At 54.4% G+C, this 19,788-nt stretch carries 20 protein-coding genes; 5 read left to right on the forward strand and 15 right to left on the reverse strand.

The window, feature by feature from the left end:
* Positions 1–43 precede the first annotated feature (43 nt).
* Complete coding sequence (locus CWI35_RS07840) at positions 44–172, forward strand: YfhE family protein (RefSeq protein ID WP_011229953.1); 129 nt, start codon at positions 44–46, stop codon at positions 170–172.
* Positions 173–261: 89 nt separating this feature from the next.
* On the forward strand, positions 262–447 hold the full coding sequence (locus CWI35_RS07845; protein ID WP_011229952.1) for a YfhD family protein: 186 nt from the start codon (positions 262–264) through the stop codon (positions 445–447).
* 109 nt (positions 448–556) lie between these two features.
* Here the strand turns inward: CWI35_RS07845 and CWI35_RS07850 are convergent, their stop codons facing one another.
* Positions 557–1,387 (reverse strand): glycosyltransferase family 8 protein, encoded by an 831-nt coding sequence (locus CWI35_RS07850; RefSeq protein WP_011229951.1) that lies wholly within the window; start codon positions 1,385–1,387, stop codon positions 557–559.
* A 484-nt stretch (positions 1,388–1,871) separates the two neighbouring features.
* On the opposite strand from CWI35_RS07850, the gene CWI35_RS07855 reads away from it, so the two are divergent.
* Both CWI35_RS07855 and CWI35_RS07860 read left to right on the forward strand, forming a co-directional pair.
* Complete coding sequence (locus CWI35_RS07855; protein ID WP_011229950.1) at positions 1,872–3,056, forward strand: CaiB/BaiF CoA transferase family protein; 1,185 nt, start codon at positions 1,872–1,874, stop codon at positions 3,054–3,056.
* A 107-nt stretch (positions 3,057–3,163) separates the two neighbouring features.
* The gene (locus tag CWI35_RS07860) at positions 3,164–4,363 is read left to right on the forward strand and encodes an acyl-CoA dehydrogenase family protein (protein ID WP_023633705.1); all 1,200 of its coding nucleotides are present in this window, start codon (positions 3,164–3,166) and stop codon (positions 4,361–4,363) included.
* Positions 4,364–4,447: 84 nt separating this feature from the next.
* On the opposite strand, the gene CWI35_RS07865 is transcribed toward CWI35_RS07860, so the two are convergent.
* From CWI35_RS07865 to CWI35_RS07905, 8 genes are all read right to left on the reverse strand, one after another.
* Positions 4,448–4,765: a DUF3870 domain-containing protein gene (locus CWI35_RS07865; protein ID WP_011229948.1), complete on the reverse strand. Its 318-nt coding sequence runs from the start codon at positions 4,763–4,765 to the stop codon at positions 4,448–4,450.
* A gap of 151 nt (positions 4,766–4,916) precedes the next feature.
* Positions 4,917–7,529 carry a DUF2309 domain-containing protein gene (locus CWI35_RS07870; protein WP_020279360.1) on the reverse strand — a complete coding sequence of 871 codons (2,613 nt, stop codon included), beginning with the start codon at positions 7,527–7,529 and terminating at the stop codon, positions 4,917–4,919.
* Complete coding sequence (locus CWI35_RS07875) at positions 7,522–9,027, reverse strand: NADH dehydrogenase subunit 5 (RefSeq protein WP_119877637.1); 1,506 nt, start codon at positions 9,025–9,027, stop codon at positions 7,522–7,524. Before CWI35_RS07875 ends, CWI35_RS07870 begins: the two co-directional genes overlap by 8 nt.
* Before the next feature lie 333 nt (positions 9,028–9,360).
* The gene (locus CWI35_RS07880) at positions 9,361–9,729 is read right to left on the reverse strand and encodes a Na-translocating system protein MpsC family protein (protein WP_011229945.1); all 369 of its coding nucleotides are present in this window, start codon (positions 9,727–9,729) and stop codon (positions 9,361–9,363) included.
* A gap of 431 nt (positions 9,730–10,160) precedes the next feature.
* Positions 10,161–11,867: an ABC-ATPase domain-containing protein gene (locus CWI35_RS07890; protein ID WP_011229943.1), complete on the reverse strand. Its 1,707-nt coding sequence runs from the start codon at positions 11,865–11,867 to the stop codon at positions 10,161–10,163.
* 249 nt (positions 11,868–12,116) lie between these two features.
* Positions 12,117–12,905, reverse strand: a complete 789-nt coding sequence (locus tag CWI35_RS07895) for a MerR family transcriptional regulator (RefSeq protein ID WP_119877638.1) — start codon at positions 12,903–12,905, stop codon at positions 12,117–12,119.
* A 112-nt stretch (positions 12,906–13,017) separates the two neighbouring features.
* On the reverse strand, positions 13,018–13,302 hold the full coding sequence (locus CWI35_RS07900) for a hypothetical protein (protein ID WP_042381532.1): 285 nt from the start codon (positions 13,300–13,302) through the stop codon (positions 13,018–13,020).
* 80 nt (positions 13,303–13,382) lie between these two features.
* Complete coding sequence (locus CWI35_RS07905; RefSeq protein WP_021321826.1) at positions 13,383–14,840, reverse strand: protein adenylyltransferase SelO; 1,458 nt, start codon at positions 14,838–14,840, stop codon at positions 13,383–13,385.
* Positions 14,841–15,033: 193 nt separating this feature from the next.
* Here CWI35_RS07905 and CWI35_RS07910 point away from each other — a divergent pair, with 193 nt between their 5' ends.
* The gene (locus CWI35_RS07910; protein ID WP_020279779.1) at positions 15,034–15,534 is read left to right on the forward strand and encodes a hypothetical protein; all 501 of its coding nucleotides are present in this window, start codon (positions 15,034–15,036) and stop codon (positions 15,532–15,534) included.
* Between the two features lie 192 nt (positions 15,535–15,726).
* Here the strand turns inward: CWI35_RS07910 and CWI35_RS07915 are convergent, their stop codons facing one another.
* The 6 genes from CWI35_RS07915 to CWI35_RS18755 form a co-directional block, all read right to left on the reverse strand.
* A complete protein-coding gene (locus CWI35_RS07915) occupies positions 15,727–16,359 on the reverse strand; it encodes a response regulator transcription factor (protein WP_013146334.1) in 633 nt (210 codons plus the stop codon).
* Entirely contained in the window at positions 16,352–17,386 is a 1,035-nt protein-coding gene (locus CWI35_RS07920; RefSeq protein ID WP_014194901.1) for a sensor histidine kinase, read from the reverse strand. The genes CWI35_RS07915 and CWI35_RS07920 overlap by 8 nt, the downstream gene beginning before the upstream one ends.
* Positions 17,383–18,114: a cell wall-active antibiotics response protein LiaF gene (gene liaF / locus CWI35_RS07925; RefSeq protein ID WP_011229936.1), complete on the reverse strand. Its 732-nt coding sequence runs from the start codon at positions 18,112–18,114 to the stop codon at positions 17,383–17,385. The genes CWI35_RS07920 and liaF overlap by 4 nt, the downstream gene beginning before the upstream one ends.
* Before the next feature lie 64 nt (positions 18,115–18,178).
* A complete protein-coding gene (locus CWI35_RS07930) occupies positions 18,179–18,802 on the reverse strand; it encodes a PspA/IM30 family protein (RefSeq protein ID WP_011229935.1) in 624 nt (207 codons plus the stop codon).
* 27 nt (positions 18,803–18,829) lie between these two features.
* Entirely contained in the window at positions 18,830–19,189 is a 360-nt protein-coding gene (locus tag CWI35_RS07935) for a lmo0954 family membrane protein (protein WP_011229934.1), read from the reverse strand.
* Between the two features lie 290 nt (positions 19,190–19,479).
* Entirely contained in the window at positions 19,480–19,653 is a 174-nt protein-coding gene (locus CWI35_RS18755; protein WP_346426315.1) for a hypothetical protein, read from the reverse strand.
* Positions 19,654–19,788 lie beyond the last annotated feature (135 nt).

The raw sequence follows: 19,788 nt of genomic DNA on the forward strand, positions 1-19,788 counted from the left end.
AATGGAACTAAAGGAATATTGATGCAAAGCGAGGGAACAAGCGATGGCGGAAAAACGAAAACGCGAAAAATCGAAGCATACGCTGACAAGCGCCCAAGAAGTAAGCTATGCCCGGGATTTTAAAATGGCGGACCAAGCGGGCGGCTATACGGCCAAAAAGGCGCGCCACTAGAAACGATTGCTATTTATACGCTGGCGCCGTCCATGCCATCCTAATGATTGAATCGTACGATTCACACTTTTGGATAGGGGGCATGGATGATGGGCCGTTCTCGCGGACAACGGACGCGCGACAAAAACAAGGCGACTTTGCCGCAAGTGCCGAAACAGCTGAAATCTGACGGCATCGATGTGGAATACTCGGCAGAATTTGCCGACCATGAAGACCTTGAAGCACAGGCGCGCGCTGCGGCAGCCGGCATCCGCCGGCAAGAGCGCAAACAGTAATCGAACATGGCGCCCGCTTTGATGGGGCGCCTTTTTCCTGTGAACCGCTTCCACTTCGCTTTGCTTGGAGTGAGAGACTTTCTTTGTGAAACGCGTCTCTCAAGCCGCGCTACACCGTCGCCTCGCCCTCGAGCTCCAACACTTGGCTGTACCGTTTGTAAAACCGCCCCAACTCCCCTTTGTAATTGTCTTTCCACGGTTTTTCCTTGCCGCAATAATGGATAAAAACGGTGTTTTCCTCAATCCAAGCTAAATCGTGTTTCGGGTTGGGCAAAAGCTGCAAAAAGTCATAATAGCGCGCGTCGTAGTTGTAGCGGTAGCAGTCGACCGGTTTAATTTTGTCCCAGTACAACCCATTTAACACGTCTTGGTCAGGAAGAACAAGCTTGAACCGGTTGTCGCGAATGAACTGGTAAATGTCCGCAAGCCGAACGTGTTCGCGCATCATCGCAATGTTCATCATCATCACACCCGTGTTGAAATACCCTTTCGCGTTCGGCGTTTTTAACCGCAACTTGTTGAACAAGTTTGCCACCTTCGTCGAATGGGTATGCTCAGCCGCAATGAACAAGTTCCCTTCGAAATCCATGTCATACAGCTCATCCATCGGGTTGATCGCCACAATATCCGGATCAAGGTACAAGACACGGTCGACGTCTGGCGGCAAAAACAAATGCGCCGCCAGACGGTAATACATCTCCACCGTATAGTGGCGGAAAACAGGCGCATCATGAAACAGTTGCGGATCAACGTAAATCGGCACGAGCTCATGCCCCTGCCGGCGAACAAACTCGCCAAGCGCCTGAATCTCTTCCTCGGCAATGCGCGAGTAAAGCAAGTAAAACGTAAACGGGCGCCGGTTGTTGCAAAACAGCGAATGCATCAAGACTCTCAGCGGCGGAAGATAATTGGCGTCTGTCGTCACTAACACATGGAACACGCACCATCACTTCCTTTTTTGCGTCATCGATTCCCCTTTCTCTACAATTATATAGAAATTTAGGTGAATGTTGCGCTCTTTTCATGCCAAATTGTCCGACCGCGCGATCGATTTCTTTTCATTCATTTGTATCGAAGAGCTATTCACGCGGCTACGTGCATCTTCTCCTCGCCAGCCGGCTTTCGCTGGCGAATTTCTTGTTCGACTATTTACAATTATCAAACAAATCACTATAATAAACGTATAAGCCGTCTCCTGCCAGCTTGGCCGCTTGTGCAGACCGGACGGCCCCTGCCATCTGTCCGATAGCCCCGTTGCCTGACAGGCAGCGTTGGCAGCTTTTATGCATCGACCACAAAAAGAACTGTACGGCCTGACGGCATCTCCGCGCCGGAATGCCTTCTCAGTCCGTTCAAGCCGGTTCCTATCTTGCACGCTGTATAGGAACCGGCTTTTTGCATGTAAACAGAAAGGAGGGAAATCGATGCCAGGAGCGCTCGATGGCGTGCGCGTGCTCGACTTGTCGCGCGTGTTGGCTGGTCCGTATGCGACGATGATTTTAGGCGATTTAGGCGCTGATGTCATCAAAGTCGAAGCGCCCGGGGGGTCGGATGACACCCGGTTTTGGGGGCCGCCGTTCCAAAACGGCATGAGCGCTTACTATACCGCCGTCAATCGAAACAAACGAAGCATCACCGTCAATTTAAAATCGGCAGAAGGACAAGAGACGATTCGCCGCCTCGCCGAAACAGCTGATGTCCTCATTCACAATTTTAAGACCGGAACGATGGAACAGTGGGAACTTGGCTATGAATCGTTGTCACGCCTCAACCCACGTCTCATCTACTGCTCCATCACCGGGTTTGGCGAGACAGGACCACTCGCTCCATTAGCCGGCTACGACTATATCATTCAGGCAATGAGCGGCTGGATGAGCATTAACGGCACTGCGGACACCGGCCCGCTCAAAGTCGGCGTCGCCGTCACGGATGTGTTCACCGGCCTGTATGCCGCCATCGCGATCGAAGCGGCGCTTTTGGCCCGCGAGAAAACGGGGCGCGGGCAAAAAATTGATCTCGCACTGTTTGACTGCGCCGTGAGTGCGCTTGTCAATGTCGCCGCCAATTATTTGTTATCCGGCGACGTCCCGAAGCCGCTCGGCAATGAACACCCGAACATCGTGCCATACTCAACGTACATGGCAAGCGACGGTCCGATCGTCATCGCCGTCGGCAATGACCGACAATTTCAAGCGCTTTGCTCGTTGTTGTCCGATCACTCGCTTGGAACCGATCCGCGCTTTCAAACCAATCCCGGCCGAGTCGCCCATCGCGAAGAGCTAAACCGGCGGCTGAACGAGGAAATCAAGCGGCGGACGCGGGCCGAGTGGCAGCGCCTTCTCGCCGAGAAAGGCATTCCATGCGGACCGGTGCAGACGCTCGATGAACTGTTCCGCCATCCGCAAACGGCGGCGCGCGAGATGACAGTCACGGTGCACCATCCAATCGTCGGTCCGTTAACGCTTGTCGCCAGCCCACTGAAACTGTCTGACACGGCGGTGTCTTATCGGCTGCCGCCCCCGCTGGCCGGCGAGCATAACCGCGAGGTCGAAGCTGGATGGCAAGGCAACCCGGCCGCTGAAAACGGTCCGCACGACAAAAGCCAATGAATAAACCGTTGTTCTCCTCAACCGCTTCAGCGCCCGCTGAAACAAGGGAAACGAACGTTGACACGAAAACCATGAAAAACAAACAGTTGCATAGGGGGATGGAAACGATGATGAACTTCGACTTTACACCCGAACAGGAAATGCTGCGGCAAACGGTGCGCAAATTCGTCGATAAAGAAATTATGCCTTATATCAAAGAATGGGATGAGCGGGGCGAATTTGACCGCAACATTTTCAAGCGGCTCGCTGAGCTCAATTTAATGGGCGTCTGCATTCCCGAAGAATATGGCGGCATGGGCATGGATTACAACTCGCTTGCCATCGTCTGCGAAGAGCTCGAACGCGGCGATACGGCGTTTCGCACCGCCGTATCGGTTCACACCGGGCTGAACAGTTTGACGCTCCTTCAGTGGGGAACTGAAGAACAAAAGCAAAAATATCTCGTCCCACAAGCGCGCGGGGAAAAAATCGGCGCATTCGGCCTGACCGAACCGAATGCCGGCTCAGACGTCGCTTCCATCCAGACGACAGCCGTCCGCGACGGAGATGACTACATTTTAAACGGACAAAAAACATGGATTTCCCTCGCTGACATCGCTGACCATTTTCTCGTATTCGCCTATACGGACAAATCGAAAAAGCACCGCGGCATTTCCGCCTTTATCGTCGAACGGACGATGCCCGGCTTTTCGTCGCGCCCGATTAAAGGGAAACTTGGCATCCGCTCTGGCAATACGGGCGAGCTGTTTTTTGACAACGTCCGCGTCCCGAAAGAAAACTTGCTCGGGGAAGAAGGCGAAGGATTCAAAATCGCCATGTCAGCGCTTGACAACGGCCGCTTCACCGTCGCCGCCGGCGCGGTCGGCCTCATTATGGCATGTCTTGAGGCGAGCGTGAAATACTGCCACGAACGAAAAACATTCGGCAAAGAAATCGGCCGCCATCAGCTCGTCCAGCAAATGATCGCCCGCATGGAAGCTGGTTTGCAAATCAGCCGCCTGCTCGTTTACAAAGTCGGCTTTCTCAAAAACGAAGGCCGGCGTTGCACGAGAGAAACATCGCTCGCCAAATGGATCGCCTGCGACTACGCGAACCAGGCGGCCGACGATGCCGTGCAAATCCATGGCGCCTACGGCTATTCGAACGAATACCCGGTCGAGCGCTACTTGCGCAACTCGAAAGCGCCGGTCATTTACGAAGGAACACGGGAAATTCATACGATCATGCAGGCCGAATATGTGCTCGGTTACCGCCAAGACAAACCGCTGCGCAAAACGCTGCCGGCATGGCGGCCGGCTGAAAACTGAATCACCAACGAAATCATGGGCGGCCAAGCCGCTGACCCGCACCAAAACGCCGCTGCCCCCCATCAACCGATGAGGGGCAGCGGCTTATGGCTCTTTCTCCTCCATTTTGCAATATTGTTTGTACAAATCTTTTAGCGCCGCGCACAGAGCAGAATGGGCTTTCCCTAAATACCCTTCGTCAAGCTCGGCGAGCAGACCGTCGATGCCATCGCGCAGCGAATGGCCGCGAAGCAGGCGGGCCACGTAATCGCGCCCATGTTCAGTAGCCAGTGTGCATGATGCCTCCACGATCACCCCGTATTTTTTATCAATTTCCGCTGTGATCGTCAGCGTATCGTAAAGGCTTTTCGCCGCCATTCCGGCCGGCAGCCGCGCATGACCGGCGATAAACTGCGTTTTCATCCGCTTTCCCTCTTTCCTCGTCTTTCCTGTTGCTGTTATACCAGCTGCTATCTTATTTCGCGGCGTGCATCCATTTTCCCTGCCTCATTTGGCAGTCAACGAAAAAAAGCCGCCGGCCAGACAAACCCGGCAAGCGGCATATCGTTGCTTTTTAGCGCTGCTGTACCGACGCAAGACGGCCTGCCTCCCAGTTCACCCACGCCCCGCTGTCTGGGTCAATCGAGGCGAGACGGAGCCAGCCGTTTTGGACTTTGCGCCGAAATTCGCTGTTTTCATCGAGCAACCGCTCGATATAGGAAAACGGCGCTTCAATGATGACGAGCAACCGAAGCGGAGAGTGGAACCACTCACGGTCAGATGCGGCGACGGACTGCCACGGCAAGCCGGCTAGCAAGTCGCTTCCGTTCCCTTGCATGACGCCGATGCCGCCGGTCACCGTCTGGGTCGTTTTGTCGCCGCTTCCATAGTAATTCGGTGCCACTGTCGAAGCATAATATTGCAAGTTGATCCACTGCCCAACCGTGGCCGGCCCAGCGATGATGCCGGCCAGCGCCTCACCGGTCGGATCTTCGCGCCAATCGTAGCTGTGCAAAAACACCCGGCCGTCTAAATGAACGCCCTTTGTCAACGCCCGCCGCCCAATCAGGAAAGCGGCGTTCCCCGCCAATCCCCACTCCGGACGAATTTCACTCCAGTCGACGGCGCGGCGTCGGGCTTCGGCAACCGGATCGCGCGGCATGGCGCCGACATGCGGCAGCTTCGCCATCCGCTCAGCATTGGCTTGGCGGCTGACGCCGGCAAGCGCCTGTTTCAGCTGTCGAAACGCCGCCTCAGCCGCTTCGGACAACGGCGGCACTTCCACCCAACGCAACTCGTCAACGGTCGTGATATGTTCAGCGGCGACGAACACTGTCTCATCCGGGATGACGATTCCCTCTTTCGCCAATCCATCCCGCACGTGCGGCAAGTTGGCCAACGCGGCGAATACGCGGGCGTTGAACGCCCCAGCCGCGCCGCCGCACGCCCCGCAATCGAGCGCGGACGCATACGGGTTATTTGTCGTCTCGCTCTCATGGCCGCAGACGACGACAAGCGGGGCAAATGAGGACGTCAGGCCGATGTTCACGAGAAGCTGTTTTACGTATTGCACTTGCTCTTCTTTTGTCAACCCGATCGGCAGCCCAGTCGTTTCGTCATGCCCTTGGCAATCAAGCGACAGCGTCGTCTTCGGTTTTTGTTGCGCCGACATTTCCGCCTGATGAATGGCTTGCCCAGCCCAAGCCGGCGCTGCGCTGCGGGCGATCGTATGCAAACCAAGCCAAGGGCCGCTCATTTCCGGAAGCAGCAAACCAGCCAGCAGATGCTGCTTGATTTTTTTAAACGTCCGGCCGACAAAGCGGAACAGATCGCGCCGCCGGCGGTACGGCGCCGCCGTTTCGGGAGAAGCGGTTTCGTTGATTTCATGCCGCGGCGCCACAATCGCCGGGCAAGACGGATGGGCGTCATCGCCGTCAAGCACGCGCGTTTGGATCGGCAAGCCGAAAAAGCCAGCGCAACCGTACGTTTCAAACGGGCCGACCGCCTCTACATGACGGCGGAACGGCTCGGAGCGCACATCAATGCAAAACAATAGCTGCGCTGCCGCCTGCTCTTTTGGCTCCTCAGGTTGACGGGTGAGAACCGCTTCTTTCAGCTTCGCTTCATACGTATCTTCCCACGCCTCAAGCCAAAGATGGCGGCGGCCAATCCGCCAGAACCGATCGGCGAACACCAGACGAGCTTGGCGGTCTTCGAGCGGAAGGCGCCGCCAGTCGTCCAGCGTCGTGCCGCCCCAGTGGATCCAGGCGGCCAACAGCGGCCCAACCGCACGATCGTCTTCGTTTTCTTCCTCCTTCAGCGGCAGATGGGGCGCTGTGAACACCCACTCCAGCGACAAACGAACGGCCAAGTAGTTGATCAGCCCGCCGATTTCGTCACCTGCACGGCGCGATTGCCAGACCATCATCCCCGCCCAGCCGGGCAGAGCTAATAAATGCGCTTCTAAATAGGCCACGGCTTCCTCATCCTGCACCCCAAGCTGCTCAAGCACCCGTTGCAGCGCCTCCTCTGGATGGTGAGGCCAATCGAAAAGCCGTTTCCGCTCCTCCTTGGACAAGGACGGATCAAGAGGCGCCAAACGACGCCAAGACCCGTAAAAGCCGTGTTCACGGTGCGGCAGCGCCCACACCGCCTCTCCCCGATCGTAAAACAGCTTGCACCATTTGATCATTTGTTGATCCAACCGCTTTTCCAAACCAAGGCGCACAGACCGCGTGCGGATGGAAACAGAGCGCAGCGGCATAGCGGCGGCCAACTCGATCAGTTTCGGCATCTGAAGCGCTTCTTCGGGCACCGCATCGTTCCAAAGGAGGGCGCGGCATAGCCGTTCCGCTTCATGGCGCGGCGCAGGAAGCGGCTCGTCATCCAACCATCGTTGCAGACGCCGCTCGATGAAGGAAACGTCAATCTCCCCTTTGGATAGCGCCGCATGAAAAACGGCCATTGGCGGATACAAGTCGATGCCGTAAGCTTCTTGCAGTCGGTCAGCCGCGTCGACAAACGACTTGTTTTCCATCCCCATCCACGGATGGCGGGCGATAAACGCGGAAATCGGCCAAAGCGGAGCGATCACCTTCGCCGCTTCGCTGACGATCGCCTCGAGCGGACAAGCGGCTGCTTTTTTTGCCTCCGTTGACCGTTCAAGTGATATGACGCTTCTACTCATGAGCCATCCCCTCCTTTAGATAGGACGCCAAATAACGCGGGTGTGCTTCGGTCGCCGCCGGACGCGGTTCACCAAGGTGAACAAGCCACATGTACAGCTGAATGGCAAGCATGGAACTGCGCCGGTTCGCGATCCATACAGCAACCAGCGCCGCGGCAACAAACAGAGCGCAGACAAGCCATTCGAACGAAGCGGGCGGCAGAAACGCGGACGGCATCCCGTTATGAAGCAGCGCCATAAATTGATGGCGCACCGTTTCGGACGCCAACGCCAAAGCAACGACAACCGCAAAGCCCAGCCAACGGCCTTCGCGAAAATCCGTAAGCCGTCCCCAGGCAACCGTTGCCGAGGCCGCAAGCAAAAGCGCGCTCAACAACCGAGCCGGTTCGTGCGGAGCCGCCTGCCAAAAGGCCCACCCAAACAGCACGCCGAGGATGATGCCGCCCGGCCACGAACTGCCTGTTTTTCGCAATCCTGCCCGACCGACTCGCGGCACGACGGACCCGGACTGCAAAAAGAGCGTCGCTTTAAACAACCCGTGCAACACTAAATGCACTACTGCGGCCCCGTAAGCGCCCAGGGCGCATTGCACAAGCATGACGCCCATTTGCGCCATCGTCGAACCAACGAGCTGGCGCTTATAGTCAACATGAACAAAGCTAACGCCCGTGCCAATCAAAATCGAGGCAAAAGCGATCAGAAACAGCGCCACATGCGCCCACGTTTCGTTAAAGAGCGGAGAAAAGCGCCAAAGCAAGAGCCCCCCAGCGTTGACAAGACCGGCATGCATCACCGCTGACACCGGCGTCGGCGTCACGGCTGATTCCATCAGCCAGCGATGAAACGGCCATTGCCCAGCTGGAATGACGGCAGCCAACATGAGCAATCCGCTCATCACCGCCCTTTCCCATAGAGCGAGACGAGCTAAACGTTCCGCCGACAACGCCGAGACGAGCGTCCATTCACCGACTCTCGCCCCAAGCCAAACAGCGGTGAGGGCCACAGCAATCCAACTTACCAAAAACAGCATGCCCATCTGCCAGGCAACGAACTGAGCCGGCTCCCATTCTTTTTTCAACGCGGTCAACGCCACAAGCCCCACAAGCGGCAGCCCCCAGCACACTGCGATCAACCGCAAGTCGCCGGCCGCCCACGTGAGCGAAGCGGCAAATGACGTCCATGTCAAGAGCGAGAAATACAGCCGATAGCGGCGGTCGCCGTGCAAATAGCGAACCGCAAACCGTTGAATCGCCCAGCTGAGAAGCGAAATATAAACGGCGGACAGCCAGCTCGTCGCATCAAACCGCCACGGGCCGATGTCGACCGCGCCGCCGGCGCCGATCCATCCGAATAGCGCCGCCGTCCCCGGCAACAGCAACAGCCAAACGTGCACATGCACATATCGTTCCGACACGCGCGGAAACAGCCACACGATCGCACTTAGGAAAACGACCGCAATCGCCGCCAGCCATCCCCATGCGAACCATTCGTTCCCCATTGCCATCTCCTCCCCTCATCTGCTTGCACATCGTTCGAGAGAAAAAAGAAAAAACCGGCTATGTCAATCAGGCAAAACGGCCGAAAAAGGCCGTTCCATTGCCTATCGATTGCCCATAGCCGGTTTACCTTCAACCAATCATCGCTTGATTGTTTGAAGATCTCCCGTTCGTTGTCGCGCGGCAGGCGACGGTCGGTTTCCCTTCAACGAACCTAAGCCCACGTAGGTTTTTTGAAGGGCTCCCGACAGCATCGTCCACTATTTTATTCTATACTTACTATACAAAAGTTGTTTCAATTATACAATAACTTTGTTGATTTGTCATGGAAAAATTTATTTTGTCAACTGTTTCTCCAAATCGTTGAACAGCTTAAAGACAATAATCCGCTCACCCGTTCGGGTGCTTAAATCGGTATGAAAGCTTTTTACTTTTTCACCCGTGATTTCCAAAATCATCTTCTTCAAATCATCGACGCCCGATTCCACCAAACTCGTCCGCGACCGTTTCACCGCCAGCATCCCTTCCTTCGATTCACAAAGAGCGTACTCAGCAGGTGTCAAGATGCCATGCAGGGAAACGATAATCATATCACGCAAAATATCGGTTTTCACCGACACCGAGCCGCGGCCGAGAAAATCTTTTTCCCATTTCGTCAACGCTTTGCTGATTTCCGATTCCATCCAACCTTTTGACTTGTTCATGCCCTGATCCCCCTAACCAACCCGCGGCTTCCCGCCGCCATCCGCCACGTTGCACTGATAAACATTATTATAGCCGTAATTGGTGGATAGCGCTAGAGCAAAATGGGCAAGGCGCCGACAGAAAGCGGATTCATTCGCGTTTTGCCTGAGGCATGAGGCATCGTCTATTGGAACAAGAGCAGCGGCCCCGCACCGATCGCGCCTGGGTCGATACCGGCACACGGCCGCCCCTGTTGAAACAAGAGCGTCCGTTGTTCCGTTGGCCAGCAGGGAAAACAAACGCCCTTGCCTCACATCCTGCGGCCCTATTTTTTGTTGCAGCTGGGAAAAACAAAAACCAACCCATTCCTCCTCCCCAATAACCCTGTAATCCAACCTGCACGGAAACGTCGCCAAGAAAAAGCAAACCGGCTTTCTCCTTTCCAAGCTGGCTACTGCTGGATACACCGGAGCGACCGCAGCCGGTTCAGCGCCGCCGCCAGCTCGAAGCGGCGCGGGCGAGCAAGTTCACCCGGATTCCCTTTTCGGAACGAAACTGAGCCTAGCCCTTGACGGTCCCATTGTTCTTCGATCGCATCAAGTAGTTGGCGGATGGTTTTCTTCCCGTCGAGCCATCCTTTTCGTTCCATATACAGCAGCGCCGCGGCAATCGCCCGAGTCTGGCTGTCATCGACCAGCTGCTCAAGCGCATAAAGCAATAGATCGGTTTGCCCGTACTGAATAACGTGCCGTCCGCGCGCGACGGCTTTTGCTTTTTTTCCTTTTTGGCTGTTCAAACTTTCGGGCAGGGGAATGCGCTCGCGAATGCGGCCGAACGACTCTCCGCCTTCCGCTTTCCGTCCCGACGGCATCTCTGCAGCGATCCGCTTCGCCTCCCCGGTCACATCAAACGGGACGTACTGCTCCATTTTGATCACGCAATCAGCGATATCCAAGTAATCCCCCAACCCGCCGACGACAAGAACCGTCGAAATGCCGTAATCGCGAAATAGTTGACGCGCCTTGTCGATATACGGCGTGATTGGTTCGGCTTCTTTCGCCACGAGCGCCTGCATGCGTCCATCGCGGATGAGCAAGTTCGTTGCGCTTGTATCTTCGTCAATCAAAAACGCCGATGCCCCCGCTTCAATCATTTCGATCATGCTCGCGGCCTGTGAGGTGCTGCCGCTCGCGTTTTCCGTCGAAAACTGCGTTGTCTCTTTGCCGTACGGCAACGCGCCAATGAGCGGCGAAATGTCAACACTGGCGACGCTCCGGCCGTCTTCGGCGCGAATTTTCACCGCCCCGCTGTCGGTGATGACAAACTCCCGCCCGTCGCCGGCGATATGGTCATACACGCCGTGCTCTAACGCCTGAAGCAGCGTCGATTTGCCGTGATACCCGCCGCCGACAATAAGCGTAATGCCTTTTCGGATGCCCATGCCTTTCACCGGCTCGGTGCAGTGCGGGATCGGGATCGCGATCTCCAGCTCTGGCGGGCTTTGAAACGGTACGGCCTCGCATTGCAGCGGCTTGTCGCTCACTCCGCTCTCCCGCGGCAAAATCGCGCCGTTTTTGACAAACGCCACCAAACCATGCTCGCGCAAATAACGGCGAATGGCGTGCTGCTGATCGGCCAGCTCCACCGCCGGGCGGATGTCTTCTTCCCGAAGGCCGTACACCGCTCGCTCAATGACGGATGGAATTTGCTCGAAAAAGATGGCCTCGGCTTCTTTCGCCAAAATGCGCCGTCCATTCGCCGGCAAACCGACCGATAAACAAACCGTAATCGTCTCGTCAGCCACTTGCACCGCCGTCCGCTCGAGCACTTTTTGCCCCGGCGCATCAATCAAGACGAGTCCACTTTTTCCCGACCCGCGCGCCCGCAGCGGCCATTGCCGCAATTCGCGGTGGACGCGGCGCAAAAGCAAATCCTCACAGCGAATGCGGCGCGGTTTCGTATCGGTCCACTCCGCTGCCAGCGCCGTTTTCGCCCGCGGCACGATCACCCGCACCTTGGACGGTTCGGCAAACGGATCGCCTTGCACATGGTCAATTGCAAGCGTAAACGTTGGGAACCGATACGTACCTTCGATCGCTTTATATGCCTTATAGCCTTTTTGGTCGATCGACCGCAGCCGTTGTCTCAGTGTTTCCATCCAACCATCCCTTTCTTTTTCCCTTGACTCCTACTTCTAACAGACACCTTTCAGAATTGGATCCAACTCCAAGAATGCCCAGCCATGCCTAATGGATTCTGCGTGACACTTCCATAGCAATGTTCAGTCCTTGCCTTTGTTCTAAAACGACCCCTATGCACCATTTTGATTGTACCGCAAACCCATCCTCTTCATCCATCACCAGCAAAAACAGCGGCCCGCCTATTCTTAGGGCGAGCCGCCTGCTGCCTAACGGTCTTTCATCCCCGTATAGATCCAAATCGCTTCTTTGAAAAACTCAGCCGCTCCCGGATGCACTTGGTCATAGTAAGTTTTGAACCGTCCGTCCTCGACATACAAACGCGCCAGTCCGGCATGCGCTTCCTTGGAATAATGATCCCACCAGAGGCCAAGCCACTGGCGGTGCAAATCCGCCGCCCGTTGCGCCGCCTCTCCAGCCGGGTTGCCATCTTGCATCGCTTCTTTCAATGCCTCAAGCACATCTTGACTGAGCCGTTCCGCTTCATCAAACTGTGCCTTCGTCATCTTCCGCAGTCTGTCGTTGGAACGATCGACCTGTTCATCACCATACTTCTGGCGAATTTCTTCTCCATATTTCCGTTCGTTTTCTTCAATCAGCTGCTCCTTGAACGCAGCAAACTTTTCTTTGTCGCTCATCATGATTCCTCCTTCTTTAGCGGCAATCGTTTTTTCAACGCTCGCAATCAACGCATCCAGATGGCGTCTTTTTTCCAACAGCTGTTGGCGGTGCTCCCTTAGCGCTTTCAATTCATCAAAGGACGGGGAATGAATGATTTGTTTGATCGTTTCCAAATCGACGCCAAGTTCACGATAAAAGAGAATTTGCTGCAAACGATCGACTTCGCGCGGCCCGTACAGCCGATAACCGGCTTCGCTCCATCGCGCCGGCTTCAGCAAGCCAATCTCATCATAATATCGAAGCGTCCGACTCGTGATCCCCGCCAGTTTCGCCAGCTCATGCACCGTGTACTCCACTTCCCTCACCTCCCTATTCATGACGATACACCTTGACGCAACGTAAAAGTAAAGAGGAAAAAAGAAAAAAGGGCTCAAGCCCAGCCCCCCATTGAACAATCGCTGTTTCATTTGTTAAAAGCGATGCCTTTCATCAATTTTTCCTCGTTTCCTCGATATGCGGCATCTTCGTTATCACAATCGAATGGTTCAAATCGACGTTAGGCAACAGCTGTGGTTCGCTAGTTGTTTCCATCGCCCCTGCTTGTTTCACATGAGGAGAAAGCGGCTGATCAACCGAATCGCGGATGATGATACGCTGGCGAAACGACGCATATGGTTCTTTTGTTTTGTCCGTCTCAGCCAATTGCGAAGGAAAGACGGCATCACATCCAAACAACATTCCCACCACGGCAAAGAGAAGAACACTTCGCTTCACTCACACCACCTCTATCCAAATTAGACGATGCAAAAGGTGATTCGTTTCTCCTTTGCCGCTAAACGAAAACGCCATCACCATTACGTCCCGCAAAACGTCCGGTACGGGCGGTCGGACGGCGGAGGCAGTTCCGCGTATTTCTCTTGTTCCGGCGAGTAGGCGTACGGGTCAGACAGCGCTTCAAGGAAACGCTCCATCACGCTGTAGTCGCCGTCATGGACCGCGGCGGCCAACGCCTCTTCAACCCGGTGGTTGCGCGGGATCACAGCTGGATTATGGCGGCGCATCCGCTCATACGCTTCTTCCCTTGACACCGATTCTTGGCTGAGCCTTGTCTGCCAGCGCTCCTGCCACTCCCGGAACTCAGCGGAATCAAACAGCGCCATTCCCGTATACTCGCCTAACGTCAACGCACGGAACGTGTTCGTGTAATCAGCGCGATGCGCCTCCATCAGCCGCAATAAATCCGCAATGAGCTCCTGATCCCCTTCCTGCTCCTCGGCAAGGCCGAGCTTCGCCCGCATCCCGCTAAGCCAATGGTGGTGATACCGCTTCGGATACTCATCAAGCGCCCCTTGGGCAAGCGCGATCGCTTTTTCTTCATTCTCATCAAGCAACGGCAACAAGCTTTCCGCAAACCTTGCCAAATTCCAGCCCCCGATGTACGGCTGGTTTCCGTACGCATACCGCCCTTCCGTATCAATCGAACTGAACACCGTCTCCAGGCTGTATGTGTCCATAAACGCGCACGGCCCATAGTCGATCGTTTCCCCGCTGATCGTCATATTGTCCGTGTTCATCACCCCGTGGACAAAGCCGACAAGCTGCCATTTCGCGATCAGTTCCGCTTGGCGTTCGATCACTTGTTCAAGCAAAAACAAATAGCGGTTCTCAGCTTCCTCAAAGCCAGGAAAATGGCGCCAGAGCGCATAATCGGCCAGAGCGCGCAACTCCTCTATCGTCCCCCATTGCGCCGCGTATTGAAACGTCCCGACGCGCAGATGGCTCGAGGCGACACGGGTCAACACCGCCCCAGGCAATTCCGTTTCGCGCATAATGGTCTCTCCCGTTGTGACGACCGCAAGACTTCGCGTTGTCGGGATGCCAAGCGCGTGCATCGCCTCGCTCACAATGTACTCCCTCAGCATCGGCCCAAGCGCCGCCCGCCCATCGCCGCCGCGCGAATACGGCGTCCGGCCCGAGCCTTTCAGCTGGATGTCCACCCGCTCCCCGCTTGGGGTGACGTGCTCGCCCAGCAACACCGCCCGTCCGTCGCCAAGCATCGTAAAATAACCGAACTGATGCCCTGCATACGCCTGCGCCAGCGGCTCAGCTCCGCCTGGAATTTGGTTTCCACCGAACACAGCCACCCCATCTTCACTTCGCAACGCTTCCTCATTCAACCCAAGCTTGACTGCCAACGAACGATTGAGCACCGCAAGCTTCGGCGCGCGCACCGGCGTGGGGAGGACTTTGCTGAAAAAGCGCTCTGGCAGCCTTGCATAACTGTTGTCGAACTTCCATCCTGCGTCCAACATCGTCATCTCCTTTGCGGCCAAAACAGCCTTTTTATATGAGTTTATTGTACGGCAAAGCGGGCGGCATGATAAACCGAAAACGCGCGATCCTAAACCAAAAACCGAACCGTCAACGTTCGACGAAAACCACCATATTTTCTCTTTCTTTCTCGCCCCGTTTCTTTGTATAATACCTGTGAGGAGGTGAGAAAAAGTGGAAGAGAAAACAATCATTCAAGCGGTGCTTCAAGCGCTCGAACAGCATTCTGACAAAATTAGCTCGAAAATGCAGGAAATGGAGCAACGACTGCATCATGAAATGCAAACGATGGAACAGCGACTTCACCATGAAATGCAAACAATGGAGCAACGACTCCGCAGTGAAATGCAAGAGATGGGACAACAGCTCCGCAATGAAATGCAAGAGATGGGACAACAGCTCCGCAACGAGATGCAAGAAATGGGACAACAACTCCGCAGCGAGATGCAAGAAATGGGGCAACAACTTCGGGCAGAAATCCACGCTGTTGAGACTCGGCTTGAGGCCAAAATCGACTCCCTTCGTGAGGAAATGCAACAGATGAACAGACAACTGAACGAACGAATCGACCACCTTGAAGAAGAATTAACAGATACTCAAGCCTCGGTCGAAGTGTTGACAACAAAAGTGCTCCACCACGACCGAAAACTTCGCCAACTGACCAAGCAAGCGTAACTCCTCTCAGTTAGCCAGCCATTTTCCCTGTCCACCGCACGTCAAAAACCGCTTCCGTTTCATCTTCCATGTTCATCTTGATGAAACGGAGCGGTTTTGGTGTTCACAGAACACCTACTCCCTATCAAAAAATGAATCGCGTTCGACATAGCATACTCTCAATGCATAGCGCTTGTGCCACTCACACGCTCCTCATTTCACCAAACCATGCCGAAACGCGTAAATGACCGCTTGCGTCCGGTCTTGGACGCCGAGTTTGGCGAGGATGTTGCTTACATGCACTTTCACCGTTTTAAGTGAAATGAACAATTCATCGGCCATTTCTTGATTCGTTTTCCCTTGCGCCATCAACAAAAGCACTTCCATCTCCCGGCTCGTGAGCTGCTCATGCGGCAGGCGCTCTTCTTGTTTCCGATAGTTTCGCATCACTTTTCCGGCCACTTCCGGTTCGAACACCGATTGCCCGTGGAACGTGGCGCGAATGGCGTCGGCAATTTCGCTCGCTTTCGATGTTTTCAATAAATAGCTCGTCGCCCCTGCTTCAAGCGCGGCAAACACGTTTTCATCATCCAAAAAACTCGTCACGACAATGATTTTCGCCTCCGGCCACGCGCCGATGATTTCGCGCGTCGCCGCAATGCCGTCCATCGGTTCCATCACGAGGTCCATTAAAATGACATCCGGACGCAACTGGAGGGCGAGCTCCACCCCTTTTTTACCATCTTCCGCCTCGCCAATCACCTCCATATCTGGTTGGGCGGATAAATACGCCGACACGCCAAGCCGCACCATTTCATGATCATCGACAAGCAGTACCTTAATCACGGTCATCCCCCCTGTGCAAAAGCGGCACTTTCACTTCCAACCTCGTTCCTTGACCTTTTAAGCTGACAATTTTCAACATCCCACCGATTTCCGCCGCCCGCTCATACATGTGCTGCAACCCGTACGAGCCGCTTTTCGAACGTTCCACATCAAAGCCAACGCCATCGTCGGTGACGCGCAAAATGGCAAACCCGTCCCGTTCGATGAGCAATACTTCCAACGACTTCGCTTTCGCATGGCGCAGCGTGTTGGAAAGCGACTCTTGCAAAATGCGAAACAGATGATCTTCCACCCCTTTATCGAGCGGAACGTCTTCGATGTTCCATTTCATCTCGAGCGGCACTTTACCCGCCAGTTCAGTAAGCAGTTCGGTCATCCCTTCTTGAAGCGATTTTCCTTTCAGATGCACCGGCCGCAAGTGCAGAAGCAGCGCCCGCATTTCCAATTGCGACTGGTGAATCATTTGTTCGACCATTTTCAGTTGCTTCCGATGGCGTTCATCATCGGGCGGCATCGTTTCCATGACGGCCGACATCATCATCGAAGCGGCGAACAATTGTTGGCTTACGGAATCATGCAGTTCCCGCGCCAGCCGCGTGCGTTCTTCGGAAAGAATGCGTTCAACGAGCCGTTCTTCCTGTTCGGCCTTTTCCGCCGCTAACTTTTGCACGCGTTTCGTTTGCGCGCGCCATTGCGCTTGCAGCTTCACGATTTGCCGCCAAAGCTCTTGCAGTTCCGGCGGCGGCTCTTCCCGATGCAACTCCCCCATCTCTCCTTGTTCAATGTGCCGAAGCGCCTGCACAACCGCTTGCCATTGCTGGCGAAAGAAGGAATCAAGCATAAGTCCAACAGCAATCCCCATACACAGGCTTACAGCGAACACAAACAACAAAAACGGCAACCCCATCACAGTTTGATCCCACAAAGACGACCACATTCCAGGCGGAAGGAAATAGAGAAAGGAAATGAGCAACGCCACAGCAAGCGCAAGCGCAAGCAAAACAGAAGCGAGCATCGGTCGGCTCATACGCGTGTCACCTCGACATTGCCAATGATCATCGAGGTGACGATTTTTAGCTTTTGCTCCGCTTGATCATACGAAGAAGTTTGATAAATGAGCGTCTCGTTGAACATTTTCTCCTGTTCCTTGCCAAACAGCGAGGCAACACCAAAAATGGCGGAATGAACGAGCCGTGTTTCAATTTCGTACGGAACGAGAATTCGAATGTTGCCGATCAACCCTCTCACGATAATGACCGCTTCCCCTTTCGGAAGCACAGTATAGCTGACATCAATGACCGTATCCCCGATCCCCGTTTGGATATTGACATCATTCCACTCATACACCCGTTCTGAGGTCGCTTGCCGGCCAACCCATACATTTTGAAACAGTGGTTGACGGCGCACGATTTCCTCTCCCCCATACGAGTTCTCAGCCATAGTCGGGCGGATCACCGTCGGATGCCGCTTCGACTGAAACAATTGCCAAAGGGCATAACCCAACAGCGCGACCATGACAAAACGAGCGGCCATCATCGTTAAGACATGAATGGCCAACATGATGCAGCCAAGCCAAAACAGCCATTTTCCTTTCCGCCGATGCCATTTTTTCCTTCCAACATAAATCAAACAGACCGATATACTTAACGAAAACAGCACGCCCGGGCGAAAAAACGAAATTTCGATTGCAAAAAGGAGCAGTGTCACCAAAACAACCCAACTGACATAGTCAGTTTTCTTCCGTTGATCAAGCATGTGGGGAGCCCCCTGTTGTCCAAAATGAAAAAGGCGTAACCATGTACGCCTTTAGCATATCCGGTTATTTTCCTTCCTGCAACTGCTTTTCCAGCTGAGCGATGCGCGCATCGATCGTGCTTCGGTAATAATCGGAACGAACTTGCCGCTCAAGGCGGTCAAGGTAGACTTCCGCATCAGCAAACGCCGCCAACGCCGGGCCGGCGTCCCCGTTGACCACCCGATGGATGCGGTAGTGCGCCCGAGCCGCATTCTCCCGCCCCATCAGCTCCATGCGCCGCATTTGCATATCTTTCAGCTTATGCTTCATTTCTTCATATTTCGCTTCTAACTCAAACAGCTCACGGCTCGCTTGCTCGAGCAGCTGTTTTAAGCGGGCCGCCCGCTCCGCGTATTGCGCTTGTTCGCGCCGCGCAAATTCGGCCAGCTCCATTTCCCCGGCTTGCGCCGCCACCTCCGCCTGCTTGCTTCGTTTTTCCACCATCTGTTCGGCTTCGCGATGTTCGCGGGCAAATTGCTCTTTCAGCACATATTGGCGCTCGAGCAGCTGCCGCACCCGCTCGACTTCCTGTTCACATTGGCGCAAATAGTGATTGAGAAGCGCGATCGGGTTTTTCTTTTCTTTTTCGTCAAGCCATTCATGGAGATCGGCTTCAATGATCGTTTTCAAACGTGAGAACACACTCATCATCGATTCGCTCCTTTTCCATTGATTTCATGAATAATGCTTTTGCAGCTCCGCCCATTGTTTTTCAAAGTTGACAAACGGGTCGTCTGCTTCTGGAACGACGCGCTCGTCTTTCACTCCATTCCATTTTTTATACACGACATACAACACATACGCCGCGACAAGCGCGATGAGCGCTGGCACATTCGAAGCGCTGACAACTAACGCTGCACAGCCAATCAATGCCCACACGATTTTCCCGAACGTCGACGGGGCTTTCAAACATTTCTTGAACGCATAGTACAGCACCGCCAGCGTGATTGCCAACCCGACAAGCGGCCCAAGATGAAACAGCAGCACAAGCAACGCCACCGCGCCGGCAACGAACAGCCCGATCTTTTTTGCCATCCTTTCGCCTCCTTTCGTCTTCCATCGTACCGCAGACAACCCGAATCCCATCATGTTCCAAAGATATATTTTGTCTACGACTCGAGGCGTATTTTTGCTAAGATATAATGCCTCAGCTTCCCTTTTGCTGAATTCGAAGCGGCCAGCGTCTTATTTTTCCAAATAAAAAATCCCTTCTAACGGCGAGCCCTGTTAGAAGGAATTTCTTGTTGATGCAATAGGTGAGGCAAACGTTTCACTTGATGGCATGACCCTCCTCCACATCATGGCCGTGATTGAAAAATGTGCGCTCAGCCTTGCTCTGGTTTTCTATGAGAATGTGCGCTCCTTGAGTTGCCATTTTCATGATGGAGGGAGAGCAAAAATTGCTCATGGACATCTGTATGTTCAAACAAAATAAAGGAAGTTCCGAATTTCTTAATGTTTTCTACCATGCCGGCATGATCAGGATGGAAGTGTGTCACGAACAGATATTTTATTGCCTCTGGCTTAATTCATTTTTCTCTCATTTCGATCTTTTTTCCTTGCTTTTCCAAGGGTTCCCCCACTTTTTCTTCCTCTCTTCTTTCTCCCAAAAAGGAGTGGAAGAACCCGATTTC

Origin of the sequence: [Bacillus] caldolyticus (assembly GCF_003595605.1) — a bacterium.
GTDB classification, from domain to species: Bacteria; Bacillota; Bacilli; order Bacillales; family Anoxybacillaceae; genus Geobacillus; species Geobacillus thermoleovorans.

Excerpts from the sequence above, each read along its gene's own strand:
- CWI35_RS07895 (WP_119877638.1), bottom strand. The coding sequence starts at position 12,905 with ATGAATAGGGAGGTGAGGGAAGTGGAGTACACGGTGCATGAGCTGGCG.
- CWI35_RS07875 (WP_119877637.1), bottom strand. The coding sequence starts at position 9,027 with ATGGGGAACGAATGGTTCGCATGGGGATGGCTGGCGGCGATTGCGGTC.
- CWI35_RS07860 (WP_023633705.1), top strand. The coding sequence starts at position 3,164 with ATGATGAACTTCGACTTTACACCCGAACAGGAAATGCTGCGGCAAACG.
- CWI35_RS07920 (WP_014194901.1), bottom strand. The coding sequence starts at position 17,386 with ATGAGCCGACCGATGCTCGCTTCTGTTTTGCTTGCGCTTGCGCTTGCT.
- CWI35_RS07880 (WP_011229945.1), bottom strand. The coding sequence starts at position 9,729 with ATGAACAAGTCAAAAGGTTGGATGGAATCGGAAATCAGCAAAGCGTTG.
- liaF (WP_011229936.1), bottom strand. The coding sequence starts at position 18,114 with ATGCTTGATCAACGGAAGAAAACTGACTATGTCAGTTGGGTTGTTTTG.
- CWI35_RS07930 (WP_011229935.1), bottom strand. The coding sequence starts at position 18,802 with ATGAGTGTGTTCTCACGTTTGAAAACGATCATTGAAGCCGATCTCCAT.
- CWI35_RS07870 (WP_020279360.1), bottom strand. The coding sequence starts at position 7,529 with ATGAGTAGAAGCGTCATATCACTTGAACGGTCAACGGAGGCAAAAAAA.
- CWI35_RS07865 (WP_011229948.1), bottom strand. The coding sequence starts at position 4,765 with ATGAAAACGCAGTTTATCGCCGGTCATGCGCGGCTGCCGGCCGGAATG.
- CWI35_RS07855 (WP_011229950.1), top strand. The coding sequence starts at position 1,872 with ATGCCAGGAGCGCTCGATGGCGTGCGCGTGCTCGACTTGTCGCGCGTG.
- CWI35_RS07890 (WP_011229943.1), bottom strand. The coding sequence starts at position 11,867 with ATGGAAACACTGAGACAACGGCTGCGGTCGATCGACCAAAAAGGCTAT.
- CWI35_RS07905 (WP_021321826.1), bottom strand. The coding sequence starts at position 14,840 with ATGTTGGACGCAGGATGGAAGTTCGACAACAGTTATGCAAGGCTGCCA.
- CWI35_RS07840 (WP_011229953.1), top strand. The coding sequence starts at position 44 with ATGGCGGAAAAACGAAAACGCGAAAAATCGAAGCATACGCTGACAAGC.
- CWI35_RS07845 (WP_011229952.1), top strand. The coding sequence starts at position 262 with ATGGGCCGTTCTCGCGGACAACGGACGCGCGACAAAAACAAGGCGACT.
- CWI35_RS07935 (WP_011229934.1), bottom strand. The coding sequence starts at position 19,189 with ATGGCAAAAAAGATCGGGCTGTTCGTTGCCGGCGCGGTGGCGTTGCTT.